Genomic DNA, 17,262 nt, shown 5'->3' with positions numbered 1-17,262 from the left:
GATGTACGCAGGAGTGCGTCACTCGGTCGGACGTGCATCCCTCGGCGGCGGCGCACCCACCGACCGGCGCGACAGCAGCGCCGCGACGAGGAAGCAGACCGCGCCGACGAGCGTGCCGGCGTCGTCCCACCACGAGCTGACGTACTCCCCGGTCGTGGGCGAGACGTATGCCCCGACGGCCGACGCACCGAACGCGACGGACCCGACCAGGTTGAGCCACGTGCCGTGCCAGGTCCGGGCGTCGCGATCCCACAGGTGACCGCGGTCGCGCGTCGCGACGACGGCGAACGAGGACGAGACGAGGAACGCCACCGAGCCGTACGCGTCGGGCTTCCACCCGGCACCCAGCAGGGCCGGGTCGGCGACGGCGGCGGCGAGCGCGACCGCTGTGCTCACGTTGAAGCACAGCGTGCCGACGAGCTGGACCGCCGCCGCCCACCAGTCCCACCGGTCGGCGGGGTGGGTGCCGCCGCGCGGCGGCCGGCGGCCACTGAGGCTGAGCTGGACGAACGCGGCCGCGGTGAAGAACAACGAGCCGACGAAGAACGTCACCCCGACGGCCACCGCGCCGACGGCGTCGGCGTAGGGGGGCAGGGCGCCGACGAGGAAGCACAGCGAACCGACGGCGAACCCCCACGCCTCGCGACGCAGGCGCCGGCTCACCCCGGGCCCGGCCGGCGTCACGCCGGCCGTCCCTCCGGTGTCCGTCCCTGTGCCCGCTCCCGCGTTCGCCACGGCGTCCGCACCTGCCTCCGTGCTCGTGCCCAGGAACCGCCGCCCGTCAGTGGTGGAACCCGGAGCGCTGCCCCTCCGCGGGCATTGGCGACGTCAGGCCGTCGAGCCACGCGGTCTCGGTCCGGATGTCGGCGAGGAGGTCGTCGGCGAGGTCGCGGCTCACGCCGTTGCGCACGACGATCCGCTGCACGGTGACGTCCGCGAGGTCGTCGGGCATCGGGTACGCGGGGACGAGCCATCCCTTCATCCGCAGCCGGTCGGAGAGATGGTAGAGGTTCCAGTTCTCCGTGTGGCCCGCCTTGAGCTGCCAGGCGAACACGGGGATGTCCGACCCGTCGTTCCACAGGTCGAACGCCCCGACGTCCGCGATGCCCTGCGCGAGGTACTTCGCGACGTCCTGGCACTCCTGCTGGATCGCCGTGTACCCCTCCCGGCCCAGCCGCAGGAACTGGTAGTACTGCAGCAGCACCTGCGCGCCGGGGCGCGAGAAGTTCAGGGCGAGGGTCGGCATGTTCCCGCCGAGGTAGCTCACGCGAAAGATCAGCTCCTCGGGCAGCGCGTCGAGCGTGCGCCACACGACCCACCCGACGCCGGGGTAGACGAGGCCGTACTTGTGCCCCGACGTGCTGATCGAGTGCACGCGCTCGAGCCGGAAGTCCCACTCGATCTCCGCCTGGAGGAACGGCGCGATCATCGCGCCCGACGCGCCGTCCACGTGGATCGGCACGTCGTGGCCCGTGCGCGCCTGGAGCGCGTCGAGCGTCGCGGCGATCTCCTTCACGGGCTCGTACATGCCCGTGTACGTCACGCCCATGATCGCGACCACGCCGATCGTGTTCTCGTCGACGTACTGCTCGACGTTGCTCCCGTCGAGACACGGGTGCTCCGCGGTGATCGGAACGTACCGCGCCTCGACCTCGAAGTAGTTGCAGAACTTCTCCCAGCACACCTGCACGGCCGAGCTCATCACGAGGTTCGGCCGCTCGGTGGACTTCCCCGCCGCGCGGCGCGCGAGCTGCCACCGGCGCTTGAGGGCGAGGCCGCCCAGCATGCACGCCTCCGAGGACCCGACCGTCGACGTGCCGATGCAGTCGGCGACGTCGGGCACGTTCCACAGCGACCCGAGGATGCGCCAGCAGTTCTCCTCGATCGCGGCCGTGCGCGGGTACTCGTCCTTGTCGACCATGTTCTTGTCGTAGACCTCGGCGTACAGGCGGTCCGCCTCGTCGCCCATCCACGTCGCGACGAACGTCGCGAGGTTGAGGCGCGAGTTGCCGTCGAGCATCACCTCGTCGTGCACGAGCTGATAGGCGGACGTGGGCTCCATCTCGGCGTCGGGCATCGTGAGGCGTGGGGCGACATGGCGCACGCCGTCGCGGGTGTACGTCGGTCGCAGGACGTGCTGCTGATCGGTCAAGGCTCCGGTCCTTCCGTGGCGGGCCGACGCCGGCCCGTGCGCGAGGCGGTCGGCGCACACCGCGTGGCGTGCGTCGAGTGGCGACCCGACGACGGCGTCGGACCGCGATGGCGCGCGTGGGTCGGCGCGGGCGGAAGGTGCGAGTCCGACGATAGTGCGGCACCCCGCGCACCGCCACGGCTCTGGGGAACCTCACCCGGGCGCGCCTCACCCTTGCCCCCGCAGCGGCGTCGGCGTAGCGTTCGGTAAGTGCTGACTTACCGAACGTTGGACGCCCTCGGCGACGCGCGCCGTCGGGCGATTCTCGAGCACCTGCGTTCCGGGCCCGCGTCCGTGGGCCAGATCGCGGACCGCCTCCCCGTGAGCCGCCCCGCCGTCTCGCAGCACCTGCGCGTGCTCGAGGACGCGCGGCTCGTCCGCCACGACGCGGTGGGCACGCGCCGCGTCTACCGCCTCGACCCGACCGGCGCCGAGGACGTGCGGCGCTGGCTCGACGACCTGTGGACGACGGCGCTCGGCGCGTACGCGCGCCACGTCGCCGCGACCGAACCGACCGTCCCGACGGAGAACCCCGCCACGGAGTCTGCCGCGCAGGGTCCCGAACCCGCCACCGACGCCCCGAGGAGGACGCCATGAGCACCGCACCGCTCCCTGACCTCGTCACGACCGTCAGCGTCCCGGCCCGCCCCGACCGCGCGTTCGCGGTCTTCGTCGACGAGGTCGGCGCGTGGTGGCCGCTCGCCGGGTTCTCGGTCGGCGGCGCGTCGTCGTCGGTCGCGTTCGAGCGCGACCCCGACGGTCGCGCGACCCGTCTGGTCGAGACCCTCGCCGACGGCGGGAGCGCCGACTGGGGCACCGTGACGCGGTGGGACCCGCCTCACTCGCTCGCGTTCACGTGGCACCCGGGCGAGCAGGCCGACGCCGCGACACGCGTCGAGGTGACGTTCACGCCCGACGGTGACGCGACCGTCGTCGCCCTCACGCACTCCGGCTGGGAGGCGCGGGCCGACGGCGGGGCCGCCCGGACGCGCTACGGCACGGGCTGGAAGCTGGTCCTCCAGCCCTTCGCGGAGCACGCGGCCGCCACGCGGTAGCGGGTCGGCCGGCACGTCTCACCGACGTCCGGAGGGCGGCGACCGGTCGCGAGGCCCGCGCTACGCCGTCGCGCGCACGACGACGACGGACGGGAAGGTCCGGCCGTCGCGCCGCCGCCCGAGGAGGTCGGCCGTCGCGGCGGCGGCGATCTGCTCGACGGGGTGCGTCGCGGTCGTGAGCGCCACGCCGAGCTCGCGCGCGAGCGGGTGGTCGTCGAACCCGGTGACGGCGACGTCGTCGGGCACGCGGACGCCGTCCTCCGCGAGCGCCCGCACCGCGCCGAAGGCGAGCAGGTCGCTCATGGCGACCACCGCGTCCGTCGCGGGCCAGCGCAGCCGCGCCCGGCGCACGGCTCCCGCGCCGGCGGACGCCGTGAGGTCGGCCGCGACGACCCGCCGGGGCAGACCTGCGTCGCCCATCGTGGCCGCGTACGCGGCGACCGCGCGGCGGGTGCCGGGGAGCCAGCGCGGGCCGGAGAGCATGAGGACGTCGCGACGGCCGCTCGTGACGACGTGCTCGACGAGCGCGGCGATGCCGGCGGCCGCGTCGACGTCGTAGGACGGCACGCGGCCGTCCGCCGGTCCGATCGCCGCGACGCGCGGCACGAGCGACGACGGGACGAGCGCGAGGACGTCGGCGGAGTAGTCGACGAGCAGCACGCCGCCGACGCCCGGGTCGCGGGCGAGGCGTTCGAGCTCGGCCCGGGGGTCGCGGCCCAGCCAGCGCAGCGCGACGCCGACGCCCTCGGTGTCCGCGGTGCGGCTCGCGGCCGCGACGACGCGCGCCACGTACGGGTCGGCCAGGAGCTCCGACGACGGCGACCCGACCGCCACGACGACGCGCTCGCCCTGCCCGCTGGCGAGCGAGCGCGCGCCCGGGTGCGGGACGTACCCGAGCCGCTCGACGGCGTCGAGCACGGCCTGGCGGGCCCGGCCGGAGACGGGACCGTTCCCGCGCAGGACGCGGGACGCCGTCGAGCGGGACACGCGCGCGGCGGCGGCGACGTCCTCGAGGGTCGTCGGCGACGGCAACATGGGGACTCCTCGGCCCGGTCGGCGGTGACGGGCGGTACCCGCAGGATCCACGCTAACGCCTACCGCCCGGTCGTGGAAGCGTTCCCACGCCGAACGCGGCCGACCTGTGGACGACCCCGTGCCGACCCGGCCCCGGTCAGCCCACGACGACGTCGGCCGGGCCGTGGAGCTCGGTCCACCGCTCCCGGTCGAGAGCCAAGGGCTCGGTCGGCGCGGGTCCTGCCGCGACCAGCACGTCGGCGGCGGCCAGCGGGCCGAGGTCGAGGCCGGTGAGCACCTCGACGTCGGACACCGGCACCTGGAACGTCCGGAACGGGCCGAGGGGCGGGACGTCACCGGCCGCGAGCGCCCTCGCGTCCGCGGTGCGCAGGTCGATCTCGCCGAGCTGCGGCGTCTGGTCGAGCACGAACGCGGCCGCCGCCAGCGCCGGCGCGTCCGCCGGACCGCTCGCCCACGCCGCGACCTTCCAGAACAGCCGCGGGATGCCGACGCCGCGGTACACCGGGTCCTCCGGGGCGAGGACGGGCCCGGTGAGGACGACGAGCCGCTGCCGCAGGGCCTCCGCGTGGTCGAGCACGTGGTCCTCGAGCCCGTTCCACAGCTCCTTGGACTGGTTGAACTGCGCGGCCTGCGGCGCCGCGTTGGGGTAGGCGAACGTCTCGGCGTTCGCGCGCCGCGCCACGTCCTCGTCGCCCCACACGGGGTCGCGGCGCCGGACGAGGTGGCCGCGATCCAGGTCGTTGTCCACGTACAGCTCCGGCCCGGCCTGCTCCGACGCGGGCACGCGCGGGTCGAGGTGCCAGTCGTCGTCGCGCGGGAGGTCGAGCAGCCGCGCGCCGTCGACGTCGACCACCGTGGCGGCCGCGAGGCGTCGCGCGGGGTCGAGCTGCACGGTGAAGTGCGTGGAGGGCAGCTCGCGCAGCGGGCGCGCGGCCCGGGGCAGGGGCACGGGGACGACGAGGAAGTTCGGGTCGTGGCCGAGAGTCACGCGCCGAGCCAACCACACGGGCGTCCGGGCAGCAGCCTGTGGGTGGACGGGGGTAGGAACGACCCATGCCGACGACGCCTGACCAGAGCAAGACCGCTCGCACGTCCGACGAGACCGCCGGGGCCGGCTGGTGGATCTGCCGCACGTGCGCGGTCGAGCACGCCGACCGTCCTGACGTCTGCGCGATCTGCGCGGACGAGCGTCAGTGGGTGCCCGCGACCGGGCAGGCGTGGACGACGCTCGCGGAGCTCGCGGCGGCGGGCGAGGAGGTCACCGTGACCGAGCTGGAGCCCGGCCTCCTGGGCCTGTCGAACACGCCGAGGGTCGGGATCGGCCAGCAGTCCAAGCTCGTCCAGACCTCCGCGGGCAACCTCCTGTGGGACCCGCTGGGCTTCGTGGACGACGACGCGGCGGCCGCGGTCCTCGCGCTCGGGCCGGTCGTCGCGATCGCCGCGAGCCACCCGCACATGTTCGGCGTCCAGGTCGAGTGGAGCCGGCGGCTCGGGGGCGCGCCGGTGCTCGTCGCGGAGGCCGACGCCGGGTGGGTCGCGCGCCCGGACCCCGTGATCGAGACGTGGTCCGGCGAGCGCGAGGTGCTGCCTGGCGTCGTGCTGTCGCAGCCGGGCGGCCACTTCCCCGGGAGCGCCGTCGTGCACTGGGCCGACGGCGCCGACGGGCGCGGCGTCCTCCTGAGCGGCGACACGATCATGGCGAACCCCGACCGCGTGTCGGTGAGCTTCATGCGCTCCTACCCCAACCGCATCCCGCTGTCCGGCGCGGTCGCGCAGCGGGTCGCCGAGCGCGTCGCCCGACGGCCCTTCGAGCGGCTCTACAACAACTTCGAGGAGGTCGTCCCGGCGGACGCGCGCGAGGTCGTGCTGCGCTCGGCCGAGCGCCACGCCGCGTGGGTGCGCGGCGACTTCGACCACCTGACCTGAGGGTCCTGCCGGCGGCCGGACGACACGGGCAGCCGGACGACGCGGCGGCCGGACGACGCGCCTCGCGGGCCGTCAGGCGCCCACGAGGAGCGTGAGGCCGATGGTCGCCATGACGACGGCGATGCCGCCGTCGAGCACGCGCCACGCCACAGGCCGGGCGAAGACCGGGGCGAGCAGCCGCGCCCCGAACCCGAGCGCCGTGAACCAGACGAGGCTCGCGACGGCGGCGCCCGCGCCGAACAGCCAGCGGAAGGCGTCGGGCCCCGCAGCCTCCGCACCGCCGCCGTGCGCCGCGGCGTAGCCCGCCGCTAGCGTGCCGAGCAGGAGCACGGTGTCGAGGTAGACGTGCGGGTTGAGCCACGTGAGGGCGAGGGACGTGCCGACCGCGGACCGCGCCGTCGTCGCTCCGCCCTCCGCCGCGGGGTCGAGCCCACCCGGCCGCAGAGCACGCCGAGCGGCGAGCGCCGCGAGCACCAGGAGGAAGAGGCCGCCCGCCCAGCGCACGCCCGTGAGCAGCGCGGGCGCGCCGGTGACGAGCGCTCCGAGGCCGGCGGTGCCGGCGGCGATGAGGACGACGTCGGAGACCGCGCACACCACCACGACCGGCAGGACGTGCTCGCGACGCAGACCCTGCCGCAGCACGAACGCGTTCTGCGCGCCGATCGCGACGATGAGCGAGAGCCCGGCACCCAGTCCGGCGGCGAGGGGCGGGGCGAGAGAGAGGACGGTCACGGTCCGACGCTAGGCCGCTCCCGGGCCTTCAGTACAGCGAAAGATTCTGCAGGATCATAAGATCCGCTCATGGTGGACCTTCAGCCGGACCAGCTCCGCGCGCTCGAGGCCATCGCCGCGACGGGCACGTTCGACGCCGCCGCGCGCGAGCTCGGCGTCACGCCCTCCGCGGTGAGCCAGCGCATGCGCGCGCTGGAGTCCACCGTCGGGCAGGTGCTCGTGCGCCGCGGCCGACCGGCGGAGCTCACGCCGCCTGGTCAGGTGCTCGTGCGGCACGCCCGGCACCTCGCGCTCCAGCAGGCGGACGTCCTCGCAGAGCTGGGGATCGCCGGACCTGCGGTCGACCGGGCCGCCGGACCGGACGCCCCGGCGCTCCCCGAGATCACGCTCGTCGTCTCGGGCGACGCGCTGACGACGTGGGCCCTCCCGGCGCTCGTCGAGGCGTCCGCCTGGGCACGGCTCCAGGTGCTGCGCGAGGACGAGGAGCACTCGATCGGTCTCCTGCGCGACGGGACGGCCGTCGCCGCGGTGTCGTCCGTCGCCGAGGCGGTCCCGGGGTGCCGCTCGACGCTGCTCGGCAGCATGCGGTACCGCCCGACGGCGAGCCCCGCCTTCGTCGAGCGCTGGTTCCCGGACGGCCCCACGCGCGCCGCGCTCGCCGGCGCGCCGGTGCTCGCGTTCGACCGCAAGGACGACCTGCAGGAGCGGTACCTGCGCTCGCGGCTCGGCCACGGCGAGCCCGGGCCGCCGCGCCACTACGTCCCCGCGTCGCACGAGTTCCTCCGCGCGATCGAGCACGGCATGGGCTGGGGCATGCTCCCGGACCTGCAGAGCGCGCCGGGCGAGCGCGCCGGACGGCTCGTCGGGTTCGACGACGCGAGCGCCGTCGACGTGCCGCAGCACTGGCAGCAGTGGCGCCTGCACTCGTCCTCGCTCGACCGTCTCGCCGCAGCGATCGCCCGGGCCGCGCGCGCCGCCCTCGTCTGACACCGGCGACACCGGCTCGGCGCCGAGCACGACCTGACGGTCGTCTACGGCCGCATTCCGGCCGCGATGTCCTGCTCGACCGCGAGCCACGTCGTGCTCGCGACGACGGCCTCCACGGCAGAGACTGGCAGCGGCACGGACGACGAACGGGGAGGGCCTGATGACGACCACCACGCGGCACGTCGCCTGGACCGGCTGGGACGACGACCCGGATCGGCTCGAGGCGGCGACGGTCAGGCTGCACGAGAACCGCCTGGACGCGCTCGGCACGTCGCGCGCCACGGGCCACGTGACGGCATGGGCGCTGACGACCGGTCCCGGCTGGGTCACGGAGCGCCTCGAGATCTCTTCGCGCGGCGTCGGGTGGTCGCGCCACCTGGCCCTGAGCCGGTCGCCCGACGGCGCGTGGCAGGCCGACGTGCAGGCGTCCGGCCGGGCGCCCGCCGACCTCGCCCCGCCGGGCATCGCCGACCCGGGCGAGCTGGACGGCGCGGTCGACTGCGACATCGCGCTGTGCCCGGTGACGAACACGATGCCGATCCTGCGGCTCGGCCTCCTCGGGGACGACGCACCGCCGCGCGAGACGCCCTTCGTCATGGCGTGGGTCGACGTCCCGTCGCTCCAGGTGCTGCGCAGCGACCAGCTCTACACCGCGGGCTCGCCGCTCGACCCGGCGACCGGCCGCTGCGCGGTGACGTACACGAGCGCGACGCGGGACTTCACGGCCGACCTCACCGTCGACGACGACGGGATCGTCGTCGACTACCCGCAGCTCGCGCGGAGGATCTGAGCCGCGGCTCAGTCGGCGGGCGGTCGCCGCATCCGCTTGACCCCCGCACGGCGCTTCTTCGCGTCGATGCGCCGCTCGACCGAGCCGCGGGTCGGTCGCGTCGCGCGCCGGCGCGGTCCGGGCGGCGCGAGCGCGTCGGCGACGAGCGCTGCCAGCCGGACGCGCGCGGCGTCCCGGTTCCGCAGTTGCGCGCGGTGCTCCGACGCCGCGACGGTCAGCACTCCCCCGGCCATCCGGCGGCCGAGGCGCTCCTCGATCCGCGCGCGCTGCGCAGCGGACAGCACAGCCGAGCCCGCGACGTCCCACGACAGCTCGACGCGCGAGTCCGCGGTGTTGACCCCCTGACCGCCCGGGCCGGACGAGCGCGAGAAGCGCCAGGACAGCTCTGCGTCCGGGACGACCAGGGCGGGCGTCACGCGCAGACCGGGGCGGGCGTCGTCGGGCACGCGACCATCATGCCCGTGCACCCACGCCAGCGTGGTCGTGGACCGCGGCATGATCGCCCGGCGCCGGGCCGCCCGACGAGGATCAGCCCGACGGCGGACCGAGCGCCGCGTCGATCTCGGCGGCGCGCGCTGCGACGAGGTCGCGGACGACGTCGTCCGGGAGTGGATGGTCCGCGGTGAACCGGATCGTGCCCTTGGCGTGCGACCAGCCCTCGAGCCGGGGGACGACGGCGGCGACGGCGCCCGGGCTGAACGGGTACACGGCGAGGTGCTTCGCCGCGCGCACGGCGCTGAGCAGCGGCCTGCCGCGGTAGGTCAGCGCGGGCATGCCGTACCCCGTGCCCTCCTGGGCGTCGGGCGCGACCTCGCGGGCGACGGCGACGACGTGCGCGAGGGCGCCGCGCTCCGGTTCGGCGAGGTCGGCCAGGTAGTCGGTGACAGTCCCCATGCCGCCATGCTCGCGCGACGTCTCCCGGTCCGCGCGTCGAGCGCGCAAGGCTCGCACGGCGCCCGACCTGCGAGATCACACCGTGTCCCGCTTGACCTCAACCGTGGTCGAGGTCCTAGCGTGGCAGGACACCGACGGAAGGAACCTGAGGAACCATGCCTGTCTACACGCTGCCCGAGCTGTCCTACGACTACGGTGCGCTGGAGCCGCACATCTCCGGGCGGATCATGGAGCTGCACCACTCCAAGCACCACCAGGCCTACGTCACCGGCGCCAACACCGCCCTGGAGAAGCTCGCCGACGCCCGCGAGTCCGGCGACTTCGCCGCGATCAACCTCCACGAGAAGAACCTCGCGTTCAACCTCGGCGGCCACGTCAACCACTCCGCCTTCTGGACCAACCTCTCCCCCGAGGGCGGCGGCGAGCCCACCGGCGAGATCGGCGCCGCGATCGACGAGAACTTCGGCTCCTTCGACGCCTTCAAGAAGCAGTTCGCCGCCGTCGCCGCGGGCGTCCAGGGCTCCGGCTGGGCCATCCTCGCCTGGGACTCCATCGGCCAGAAGCTCATCACCGTCCAGCTCTACGACCAGCAGGGCAACATCGCCCTCGGCCTGACCCCCATCGTCCTGCTCGACGTCTGGGAGCACGCCTACTACCTCGACTACCAGAACGTGCGCGCCGACTACGTCACCGCCTGGTGGAACCTCGTCAACTGGTCCGACGCCGAAGCCCGCCTCCAGCGCGCCAAGACCCAGACCGCCGGACTCATCGTCCCCGCCTGACAACACCGCCAGGCGGACGCTGCGGGACCTGCCGTGAGACCGCCCGACAACGCCGAGAACGCACTGGGGGTCGTTATCCATCGGATAGCGGCCCCCAGGACGTTCTCGGCACCCTGGTCACCCCGACCCGGGCGCAGGGCCAGTCCGGGCGGGGTCAGTCCGGGCGTTCCGTGTCGGACGATCCCGCGACCGTTCCGCGTCACGTGTCCGGGTGCTCGAGCCACTCCGTGAACGTCTGCCTTCCGAGCCTCGCGCCGGGGTCGGGGAGCAGCTCGCCGCGCGCCATCGCCCGGCCGAAGCGACCGGGGAACGGGACCTCCAGCACGCGGCCACCGCGTCGCGTCGCGCCGACGTACGCCCGCACCATGTCGGCGAGCCGCTCCTCGCGCGGGCCGGCGAGCTCGCCGTCGTCACCCACGGGATCCCCGAGCGCGAGGTCGACGAGCGCCACGGCGAGCTCGCGCGTCGAGACCGGCTGCGTGCGCATCCGCGGTACGAGCACGACCGGCCCGATCGCCGTCTGCCGGACGGTCTGCGCGGCGAACTCGTGGAACTGCGTCGCCCGCAGGATGCTCCACGGCACCGAGCCCGCGCGCACGGCGCGCTCCTGCGCGAGCTTGCCCGCGTAGTACCCGCCGGGCGCCGCCTCGATGCCGACGATCGAGAGCGCGACGTGGTGCCGCACCCCGTCGCGCCGCCCTGCGTCGAGCAGCGTCCGGGTGGCGGTCTCGAAGAACGCCGTGGAGCGGCGCGCGGAGAGCGTCGTGACGTTGCTGACGTCGATCACCGCGTCGACGCCGCGCAGGTCCACGCCCGGGCCTGCGACCAGGTCGACGCCCTCCGCGCGGCTGAGCACCCGCGCGTCGTGCCCGAGCGCCTGCAGCCGGGCCACGACGGGCCGCCCGACCGTGCCGGTCCCGCCGGCGACCGCGACCGTGGTCATGCCGCCACCTCCCGCGTGCGGGCCGGGCGCCCGGGGAGCATGAGCAGCACGCCCAGCAGGAGGCTCCCGCCGAGCGTCACCACGTTGCCGATCGCGTCGACGGGCCCGAACGAGCCCAGCTCCCCCAGGTGGTAGACGAGGTGCGGGAGCCCGAACACGGCCCACGCGACGCCGACGACGCGCCCCGCATCGTGCGTGCGGGAGAACGTCGCGGCCACGCTCGCCGCGGCCAGGCCGAGGTAGAGGGCGCCGACGTCGCGGACGAGGTGCTCGTTGAAGGGGCCGTCGACCGAGATCCAGATGCGACCGAGTCCTGGGAACGAGTCGTAGAAGGAGACGGGCAGGAAGGCCGCCCACGCTCCGACGACGGCACCGATGAGCGCGGTCGCCAGCAGCAGGACGCGGCGGGTGGTGAGAGTCATGCACGTCTGACGAGACAGCGCCCGCGAACGTGAGGTCGGCACGGCAGGAGAGGATGTCGGGGTGGACCCCTCCGAGCGCCGGCACCTCTTCGGCCTGGCGTACCGCATGCTCGGCACGGCCGCCGACGCCGAGGACGCCGTCCAGGAGACCTACCTCCGCTACTACCGGCTGAGCGACGACGAGCGCGCCGCGATCCGCGAACCGCGGGCGTGGCTCACGCGCGTCGCCGGCCGGGTCTGCCTCGACGCGCTCGGCTCCGCGCGCCGGCGTCGCGAGCGCTACGTGGGCGAGTGGCTGCCCGAGCCGCTCCCCGCCCACGAGCCCGGCTCCCCGGACCCGCTCGAGCAGGTCAGCCTCGACGAGTCCGTGAGCACCGCGCTGCTGGTCGTGCTCGACACGCTGACACCCGCGGAGCGCGTCGCCTACGTCCTGCACGAGGTCTTCGCGGTGCCTTACGCGCAGATCGCCGAGGTCGTGGGCCGCTCGCCGGACGCGTGCCGGCAGCTCGCCGCGTCGGCGCGTCGGCGCATCCGCGAGGAGGGGCGGGCCGTACCCACGCCGCGGGACCGGCACGACGAGGTCGTGCGCGCCTTCGTCGCCGCGTGCCGCGGGGGCGACCTGGCGGCCCTGCTCACGGTGCTCGACCCCGCGGTGGCGCTGCGGTCCGACGGCGGCGGCCTGGTCAGCGCCGCGCGTCGCCCGGTGCTCGGCGCCGACCCGGTCGCGCGCTTCCTGCTCGGCGCGATCGCGAAGAGCCACGGGACGACCGTCACGGAGCGCGCGACCGGCGACGGGACCGCGCTTGCGCTGGAGCGGGACGGCGTCGTCGTCGGGGTGGCGAACCTCGGCGTCGCCGACGGTGTCGTCTCGGACGTCTGGCTGGTGCTGAACCCGGAGAAGCTCGGCGCCTGGGTCCGCTGACGCGCGGCCGGCGGCGGTCGGTCGGCCCGCCGGGCGCGGCGGTCAGTCCGCCGTGACGAAGAGGTGGCGTGCGACGTCGTCGGGCAGGTCGAGCACGACGTCCGCGCCGTCACCCGACACGGTCACGCCACCGGCCGCGGGCTCGACGACGAGCGTCCGCCGCGGGAAGACCCCGGCCTCGGCGAACCGCGCGAGCAGCTCGACGTCGACCTGGATCGGCTCGGCGATGCGCTGCAGGACGACGCGCGCCTGCTGGCCCGGCCGCACGCCGTGCGCGGAGAGGTGCGCGGGCAGCGACGAGACGCCGTCGAGGTACTCGACCTCCGGCAGGTCCTCGCCCAGCTCGCGCAGACCCGGGATGGGGTTGCCGTAGGGGTCGTGCGCGGGGTGGTCGAGCAACCCGATGAGACGCTTCTCGACGAGGTCGCTCATGACGTGCTCCCAGCGGCAGGCCTCGGTGTGCACCTGCTCCCAGTCGAGCTTGATGACGTCGGTGAGCAGCCGCTCGGCGAGGCGGTGCTTGCGCATGACCCGCACCGCGGTCTGGTGACCGAGCGTCGTGAGCTCGAGCTGGCGGTCGCCGCCCACGACGACGAGGCCGTCGCGCTCCATGCGGGCGACCGTCTGCGACACCGTGGGGCCCGAGTGACCGAGCCGCTCGGCGATCCGGGCGCGCAGCGGCGGGATCCCCTCTTCCTGCAGCTCGTAGATCGACTTCAGGTACATCTCGGTGGTGTCGATCAGGTCGGTCACGAGGCCTCCCGGGCGGCGCGCAGGGTTCGAAGAAAACTCTTCTCTGGAACCGTTCCAGTCTAGCGGTCTGGTGCAAACACGATGTTGTGTCTATTGCGCATACTGTGTGTCACACACTATGGTGTGACACATGATCGATCCCGAGATCTCCGCAGGACACAGCCAGGAGGTGCGGCGCGGCTCCGTCGTCGTCGCGAGCCTGCTGATGCTGCGCACACCGGGCTACGGGTACGGGCTGCTCGAGTCGCTCGCCGCGGCCGACCTGCCCGTCGACGCCAACACGCTGTACCCCCTCCTGCGCCGCCTCGAGAAGCAGGGCCTGCTCGTCAGCGAGTGGAACACCGACGAGGCCCGGCCGCGCAAGTTCTACCGGACCTCCCCCGACGGCGAGCGGCTCGCGCTCACGCTGCTCGACGAGTGGACGACCGTCGCCCGCAACCTCCAGACCATCGACACCCGGAAAGGCCGGTCATGACGCTCACCGACCGCTACGTCGCGGCGACCCTGCGCCGCATCCCCGCCGAGCAGCACGGCGACATCGAGGACGAGCTGCGCGCGTCCATCGCGGACGCCGTCGACGCACAGGTCGAGTCGGGATCCGACCCGGAGTCCGCCGAGACCGCGGTACTCACCGACCTCGGCGACCCCGACCGGCTCGCGGCCGGCCTCGCGGGCCGCCCCCTCCAGCTCATCGGGCCGGGTCTCTACCTCACCTGGTGGCGCCTGCTCACGACGCTCCTGTGGGTCGCGCCGATCCCTGGCGCGATCGTCCTCACGGTCGGGCTGCTCGACGGCGACCCCGTCGGGACCGCGATCTGGTCGGGGATCTGGACGGCCGCGTCCGTCGCGCTGCAGATCGCGTTCTGGACGACCCTCGTCTTCGCGATCCTCGAGCGCACCGGCCACGGCCGCACCGACGACTTCACCGGTCCGTGGACGGTCGACCGCCTGCCCGACGTGCGCGAGCGTCGCGACGTGAGCCTCGCCGACACGGTCGCCTCCGTCGGCCTCCTCGCCCTCGTCGTCGCCGCGCTGTTCCTCCAGCGGTCGGTCTCGTGGTTCCACACCGCCGACGGCGCCGCGATCCCGGTGCTCGACCCGGGCCTGTGGCCGGGATGGGTGGCCCTGTTCCTCGGCGTCGTCGCGGTCGACGCGGTCATCGCGATCGTCACGTACGCACGTGGCCGGTGGACCGTGGGGCTCGCGACGCTCAACACCGTGTCCGCCGTCGTGTTCGCCGTCCCGACGGTCTGGCTCGCGACGAACGACCGACTCGTCAACCCGGCGTTCCTCGAGGCGTCGGGGGGCGACTCGCTCACCTGGCTCACGCCCGTGATCGTCGCGAGCGTCGTGGTGATCTGCGGGTGGGACGTCCTGGACGGCTGGGTGAAGGCCCTCCGCGCGCGCCGCGCCTAGCGTCCGTCCGACGGCCCCCGGGGCGTGGTCACGGAGCGGGGCGCAGCTGCCAGCCTGCCTGCGAGGGCAGGCCTGGCAGCTCCAGGCGGTCCGTCGCCCACCGGAGCCCGTCCCAGGGGTCGACTCCCGTGACGAGGTCCGCCACGTGGGGGAAGAGCCGCGAGAGGACCCGCTCGCACACGTCACGCGGCGGGTCGACCGCCGCGCCCAGCCCTCGCGCGACGTCCTCGCCGTGCACGAGCACCTCGAGGCAGCCCATCGCCGCGAAGCCCTCCGGGTCCGCGACGCCGGCCGGGTGGAACGCGCGCACGTCGGGTCCCGCGGTTCGCAGCGCGGCGCCGAGGAGACCGGAGCCCGTGAGGGCCATCTCGAGGACGTCGTCCGCGCTCGCCCCCTGGTCGGCCACCGCCACGAAGCGCACGAAGCGCGAGACCGGGCGAGCGACGAGCTGCGCGGCGAAGGAGACGAGGGTGTCGCCGAGGTGCTCGGCCGTGTGCCAGGCGTCCCACGTCCCGGTGCCCGCCGCTGCGGTCCAGGCCAGGGCGGTGGCCGGCCGCAGCGCGTGAGCGACGCTCTCCGTCGCGGCGTCGAGGTCGTCCGCGGTCACGGTCATCGGGCATCTCCGTCCGGTCGTCGAGCGAGCCCCTGGGAAAGCGGCTGGGAGCGACCGTAGGGCCACGCACCCACACGGCGACGCCGGCCTCGCGTGCCCGCCTAGGCTGACCCGGTGAGCTCACGCCGCCTCGACCGCGTCCGCGACGGGATCGAGGCGGCGTCCGCGCACGACGGCTTCGCGCTCGACCCCGGCCAGCGCGACGTCCTGGCGCGGCTCCTCCAGGTCGCCGCCGGGCTCCTCGGCCCCGGTTCCCGACACCGCACAGCACCTCGCCCCGACCGGCGCGGCCTGTACGTGTGGGGACCACCGGGACGGGGCAAGTCGTGGCTCGCCGGGTCGTTCTTCACGGCGCTCTCCGCCGAGCTCGCCGACGGCGCGACCCAGCGCGTCCACGTGTACGACCTCTTCCGCGAGCTGCACGCCGCGATCCACGCGCGCCGGCCGAGCTCTGGGTGACCTTCGAGGACCTGGCGGCCCGGTCGACGTCGACCCTCGAGTACCTCGACTGGGCCGCCCGGTTCCCCCGGTGGGTGGTCACCGACGTCCCGCTCCTCACGGCGGTCGACCGGGAGGCGCAGCAGCGGTTCGTCGCGGTCGTCGACGTGCTGTGCGACGCGGACGTCGAGCTCGTGGTCACCTCGCCCCACGACCGCGCGACGTTCCTCGCGGCACGGACCGACCGCCCCGACGCGTTCCGCACGGCGAGCCGCCTCCACCTCCTCGACGCGTGCACCGACATGAGGGCGGCGAGGGCTACGATCGGCCCCGACGCGGCACCCACCCCGACCGGAGGTTCTCGTGGCACCCACTGACGGCAACGGCACGGGCGACGACCGCTCGCGCCGTCCCCGCTCGGCCGACACCCTGACCTGCTCGTTCTGCGGGAAGTCGCAGAAGCAGGTCAAGCGCCTGATCGCCGGGCCCGCAGGGGTCTTCATCTGCGACGAGTGCGTCGCGCTGTGCCTCGAGATGGTCGACGAGGACCGCGAGCCCGAGAGCACCGACGTCGCCACGGGCGACGGGCGCCTGCCGACGCCGCACGAGATCTTCGCGCACCTGAGCACCTACGTCGTCGGGCAGGACGGCGCCAAGCGCGCGCTCGCCGTCGCCGTCCACAACCACTACAAGCGCGTCCGCGCAGCCGCGGCCGCAGCCGAGGCGGCGGAGGCCGCCGAGGCCGCTGGTGACGCAGCCCCCGGTCCGGGCGACGGCCTCGACGACGTGGAGCTGGCGAAGTCGAACATCTTGTTGATCGGTCCGACGGGGACGGGTAAGACGTATCTGGCGCAGACGTTGGCGCGGATGTTGAACGTGCCGTTCGCGATCGCGGACGCGACGGCGCTCACCGAGGCGGGGTATGTCGGTGAGGACGTGGAGAACATCCTGCTGAAGCTGGTGCAGGCGGCGGACTTCGACGTGAAGAAGGCTGAGCAGGGGATCATCTACATCGACGAGATCGACAAGGTGGCCCGCAAGGCGGAGAACCCGTCGATCACGCGTGATGTGTCGGGTGAGGGTGTGCAGCAGGCGTTGTTGAAGATCATCGAGGGCACGAGCGCGTCGGTGCCGCCGCAGGGTGGTCGTAAGCATCCGCACCAGGAGTTCATCCAGGTGGACACGTCGAACGTGCTGTTCATCGGGGCGGGGGGTGGTGGGGGGGTTGGGGGGCGGGTTTTTATTAAACACATCTCCCCCCCCACACTACCGTACTTCTCCTCTTCTGCCTTCTTCTTCTTAAAAAAAATATCTTTAGCTAGTCTCTGTCCTCGTCATTTTGCTTCGTGAACAATTCAGTCAT

The 17,262-nt window shown here is 74.0% G+C and carries 22 protein-coding genes and 1 pseudogene; 12 read left to right on the top strand and 11 right to left on the bottom strand.

Annotated features, from left to right (window positions below; translation table 11 throughout):
- Positions 1-18 precede the first annotated feature (18 nt).
- Together NFS20_RS11425 and gad are read right to left on the bottom strand one after the other, a co-directional pair.
- Positions 19-735 (bottom strand): YrhK family protein, encoded by a 717-nt coding sequence (locus NFS20_RS11425; RefSeq protein ID WP_251151915.1) that lies wholly within the window; start codon positions 733-735, stop codon positions 19-21.
- Between the two features lie 46 nt (positions 736-781).
- Positions 782-2,152 carry a glutamate decarboxylase gene (gad, locus tag NFS20_RS11420; RefSeq protein ID WP_251151914.1) on the bottom strand — a complete coding sequence of 457 codons (1,371 nt, stop codon included), beginning with the start codon at positions 2,150-2,152 and terminating at the stop codon, positions 782-784.
- Positions 2,153-2,401: 249 nt separating this feature from the next.
- On the opposite strand from gad, the gene NFS20_RS11415 reads away from it, so the two are divergent.
- Positions 2,402-2,788 carry an ArsR/SmtB family transcription factor gene (locus NFS20_RS11415; protein ID WP_251151913.1) on the top strand — a complete coding sequence of 129 codons (387 nt, stop codon included), beginning with the start codon at positions 2,402-2,404 and terminating at the stop codon, positions 2,786-2,788.
- Positions 2,785-3,246 carry an SRPBCC domain-containing protein gene (locus tag NFS20_RS11410; RefSeq protein WP_251151912.1) on the top strand — a complete coding sequence of 154 codons (462 nt, stop codon included), beginning with the start codon at positions 2,785-2,787 and terminating at the stop codon, positions 3,244-3,246. The genes NFS20_RS11415 and NFS20_RS11410 overlap by 4 nt, the downstream gene beginning before the upstream one ends.
- Positions 3,247-3,306: 60 nt before the next feature.
- Here NFS20_RS11410 and NFS20_RS11405 read toward each other — a convergent pair whose 3' ends face one another.
- Both NFS20_RS11405 and NFS20_RS11400 read right to left on the bottom strand, forming a co-directional pair.
- A complete protein-coding gene (locus tag NFS20_RS11405) occupies positions 3,307-4,281 on the bottom strand; it encodes a LacI family DNA-binding transcriptional regulator (RefSeq protein ID WP_251151911.1) in 975 nt (324 codons plus the stop codon).
- Between the two features lie 136 nt (positions 4,282-4,417).
- Positions 4,418-5,269, bottom strand: a complete 852-nt coding sequence (locus NFS20_RS11400) for a DNA/RNA non-specific endonuclease (protein ID WP_251151910.1) — start codon at positions 5,267-5,269, stop codon at positions 4,418-4,420.
- 65 nt (positions 5,270-5,334) lie between these two features.
- On the opposite strand from NFS20_RS11400, the gene NFS20_RS11395 reads away from it, so the two are divergent.
- Positions 5,335-6,207, top strand: coding sequence for an MBL fold metallo-hydrolase (locus tag NFS20_RS11395; protein ID WP_251151909.1), 873 nt, complete (start codon positions 5,335-5,337; stop codon positions 6,205-6,207).
- A 72-nt stretch (positions 6,208-6,279) separates the two neighbouring features.
- Here the strand turns inward: NFS20_RS11395 and NFS20_RS11390 are convergent, their stop codons facing one another.
- Entirely contained in the window at positions 6,280-6,939 is a 660-nt protein-coding gene (locus NFS20_RS11390) for a LysE/ArgO family amino acid transporter (protein WP_251151908.1), read from the bottom strand.
- A 69-nt stretch (positions 6,940-7,008) separates the two neighbouring features.
- Here NFS20_RS11390 and NFS20_RS11385 point away from each other — a divergent pair, with 69 nt between their 5' ends.
- Together NFS20_RS11385 and NFS20_RS11380 are read left to right on the top strand one after the other, a co-directional pair.
- Positions 7,009-7,926 carry a LysR family transcriptional regulator ArgP gene (locus tag NFS20_RS11385; protein WP_251151907.1) on the top strand — a complete coding sequence of 306 codons (918 nt, stop codon included), beginning with the start codon at positions 7,009-7,011 and terminating at the stop codon, positions 7,924-7,926.
- Between the two features lie 160 nt (positions 7,927-8,086).
- On the top strand, positions 8,087-8,716 hold the full coding sequence (locus tag NFS20_RS11380) for a putative glycolipid-binding domain-containing protein (RefSeq protein WP_251151906.1): 630 nt from the start codon (positions 8,087-8,089) through the stop codon (positions 8,714-8,716).
- Between the two features lie 8 nt (positions 8,717-8,724).
- Here the strand turns inward: NFS20_RS11380 and arfB are convergent, their stop codons facing one another.
- Together arfB and NFS20_RS11370 are read right to left on the bottom strand one after the other, a co-directional pair.
- Positions 8,725-9,162, bottom strand: a complete 438-nt coding sequence (arfB, locus tag NFS20_RS11375; protein ID WP_251151905.1) for an alternative ribosome rescue aminoacyl-tRNA hydrolase ArfB — start codon at positions 9,160-9,162, stop codon at positions 8,725-8,727.
- An 82-nt stretch (positions 9,163-9,244) separates the two neighbouring features.
- On the bottom strand, positions 9,245-9,610 hold the full coding sequence (locus NFS20_RS11370) for an iron chaperone (RefSeq protein ID WP_251151904.1): 366 nt from the start codon (positions 9,608-9,610) through the stop codon (positions 9,245-9,247).
- 155 nt (positions 9,611-9,765) lie between these two features.
- Between NFS20_RS11370 and NFS20_RS11365 the strand changes: the two genes are divergently transcribed.
- On the top strand, positions 9,766-10,392 hold the full coding sequence (locus NFS20_RS11365; RefSeq protein WP_251151475.1) for a superoxide dismutase: 627 nt from the start codon (positions 9,766-9,768) through the stop codon (positions 10,390-10,392).
- 199 nt (positions 10,393-10,591) lie between these two features.
- Here NFS20_RS11365 and NFS20_RS11360 read toward each other — a convergent pair whose 3' ends face one another.
- Both NFS20_RS11360 and NFS20_RS11355 read right to left on the bottom strand, forming a co-directional pair.
- Positions 10,592-11,335: an SDR family oxidoreductase gene (locus NFS20_RS11360; protein WP_251151903.1), complete on the bottom strand. Its 744-nt coding sequence runs from the start codon at positions 11,333-11,335 to the stop codon at positions 10,592-10,594.
- On the bottom strand, positions 11,332-11,757 hold the full coding sequence (locus tag NFS20_RS11355; protein WP_251151902.1) for a hypothetical protein: 426 nt from the start codon (positions 11,755-11,757) through the stop codon (positions 11,332-11,334). The genes NFS20_RS11360 and NFS20_RS11355 overlap by 4 nt, the downstream gene beginning before the upstream one ends.
- A 61-nt stretch (positions 11,758-11,818) precedes the next feature.
- Between NFS20_RS11355 and sigJ the strand changes: the two genes are divergently transcribed.
- Positions 11,819-12,679 carry an RNA polymerase sigma factor SigJ gene (gene sigJ / locus NFS20_RS11350; protein ID WP_285821125.1) on the top strand — a complete coding sequence of 287 codons (861 nt, stop codon included), beginning with the start codon at positions 11,819-11,821 and terminating at the stop codon, positions 12,677-12,679.
- Positions 12,680-12,721: 42 nt separating this feature from the next.
- Here sigJ and NFS20_RS11345 read toward each other — a convergent pair whose 3' ends face one another.
- Positions 12,722-13,432, bottom strand: coding sequence for an iron-dependent transcriptional repressor DtxR (locus NFS20_RS11345; protein ID WP_251151901.1), 711 nt, complete (start codon positions 13,430-13,432; stop codon positions 12,722-12,724).
- 130 nt (positions 13,433-13,562) lie between these two features.
- On the opposite strand from NFS20_RS11345, the gene NFS20_RS11340 reads away from it, so the two are divergent.
- Both NFS20_RS11340 and NFS20_RS11335 read left to right on the top strand, forming a co-directional pair.
- On the top strand, positions 13,563-13,907 hold the full coding sequence (locus NFS20_RS11340; protein ID WP_251151900.1) for a PadR family transcriptional regulator: 345 nt from the start codon (positions 13,563-13,565) through the stop codon (positions 13,905-13,907).
- Positions 13,904-14,848: a permease prefix domain 1-containing protein gene (locus NFS20_RS11335; protein ID WP_251151899.1), complete on the top strand. Its 945-nt coding sequence runs from the start codon at positions 13,904-13,906 to the stop codon at positions 14,846-14,848. The genes NFS20_RS11340 and NFS20_RS11335 overlap by 4 nt, the downstream gene beginning before the upstream one ends.
- A gap of 28 nt (positions 14,849-14,876) precedes the next feature.
- On the opposite strand, the gene NFS20_RS11330 is transcribed toward NFS20_RS11335, so the two are convergent.
- Positions 14,877-15,461 (bottom strand): maleylpyruvate isomerase mycothiol-dependent enzyme family protein, encoded by a 585-nt coding sequence (locus NFS20_RS11330; protein WP_251151898.1) that lies wholly within the window; start codon positions 15,459-15,461, stop codon positions 14,877-14,879.
- 114 nt (positions 15,462-15,575) lie between these two features.
- Between NFS20_RS11330 and zapE (NFS20_RS11325) the strand changes: the two genes are divergently transcribed.
- The 3 genes and pseudogenes from zapE (NFS20_RS11325) to clpX all read left to right on the top strand — a co-directional run.
- On the top strand, positions 15,576-15,920 hold the full coding sequence (gene zapE, locus NFS20_RS11325; RefSeq protein ID WP_251151897.1) for an AFG1/ZapE family ATPase: 345 nt from the start codon (positions 15,576-15,578) through the stop codon (positions 15,918-15,920).
- Positions 15,917-16,276, top strand: a complete 360-nt coding sequence (gene zapE / locus NFS20_RS11320; RefSeq protein WP_251151896.1) for an AFG1/ZapE family ATPase — start codon at positions 15,917-15,919, stop codon at positions 16,274-16,276. The genes zapE (NFS20_RS11325) and zapE (NFS20_RS11320) overlap by 4 nt, the downstream gene beginning before the upstream one ends.
- A pseudogene (clpX, locus tag NFS20_RS11315) lies at positions 16,263-17,126 on the top strand (ATP-dependent Clp protease ATP-binding subunit ClpX); the annotation flags it as partial. The gene zapE (NFS20_RS11320) and the pseudogene clpX, both read left to right, overlap by 14 nt.
- Positions 17,127-17,262 lie beyond the last annotated feature (136 nt).

The organism is Cellulosimicrobium sp. Marseille-Q4280 (assembly GCF_943181405.1).
Lineage (GTDB): Bacteria > Actinomycetota > Actinomycetes > Actinomycetales > Cellulomonadaceae > Cellulosimicrobium.
This window is presented reverse-complemented; position numbering and strand designations above follow the sequence as displayed.

Coding starts and splice junctions, on each gene's coding strand:
- NFS20_RS11410 (WP_251151912.1), top strand. CDS start 2,785: ATGAGCACCGCACCGCTCCCTGACCTCGTCACGACCGTCAGCGTCCCG.
- NFS20_RS11405 (WP_251151911.1), bottom strand. CDS start 4,281: ATGTTGCCGTCGCCGACGACCCTCGAGGACGTCGCCGCCGCCGCGCGC.
- NFS20_RS11395 (WP_251151909.1), top strand. CDS start 5,335: ATGCCGACGACGCCTGACCAGAGCAAGACCGCTCGCACGTCCGACGAG.
- NFS20_RS11385 (WP_251151907.1), top strand. CDS start 7,009: ATGGTGGACCTTCAGCCGGACCAGCTCCGCGCGCTCGAGGCCATCGCC.
- NFS20_RS11380 (WP_251151906.1), top strand. CDS start 8,087: ATGACGACCACCACGCGGCACGTCGCCTGGACCGGCTGGGACGACGAC.
- NFS20_RS11370 (WP_251151904.1), bottom strand. CDS start 9,610: ATGGGGACTGTCACCGACTACCTGGCCGACCTCGCCGAACCGGAGCGC.
- NFS20_RS11365 (WP_251151475.1), top strand. CDS start 9,766: ATGCCTGTCTACACGCTGCCCGAGCTGTCCTACGACTACGGTGCGCTG.
- NFS20_RS11360 (WP_251151903.1), bottom strand. CDS start 11,335: ATGACCACGGTCGCGGTCGCCGGCGGGACCGGCACGGTCGGGCGGCCC.
- NFS20_RS11355 (WP_251151902.1), bottom strand. CDS start 11,757: ATGACTCTCACCACCCGCCGCGTCCTGCTGCTGGCGACCGCGCTCATC.
- NFS20_RS11340 (WP_251151900.1), top strand. CDS start 13,563: ATGATCGATCCCGAGATCTCCGCAGGACACAGCCAGGAGGTGCGGCGC.
- NFS20_RS11335 (WP_251151899.1), top strand. CDS start 13,904: ATGACGCTCACCGACCGCTACGTCGCGGCGACCCTGCGCCGCATCCCC.
- NFS20_RS11330 (WP_251151898.1), bottom strand. CDS start 15,461: ATGACCGTGACCGCGGACGACCTCGACGCCGCGACGGAGAGCGTCGCT.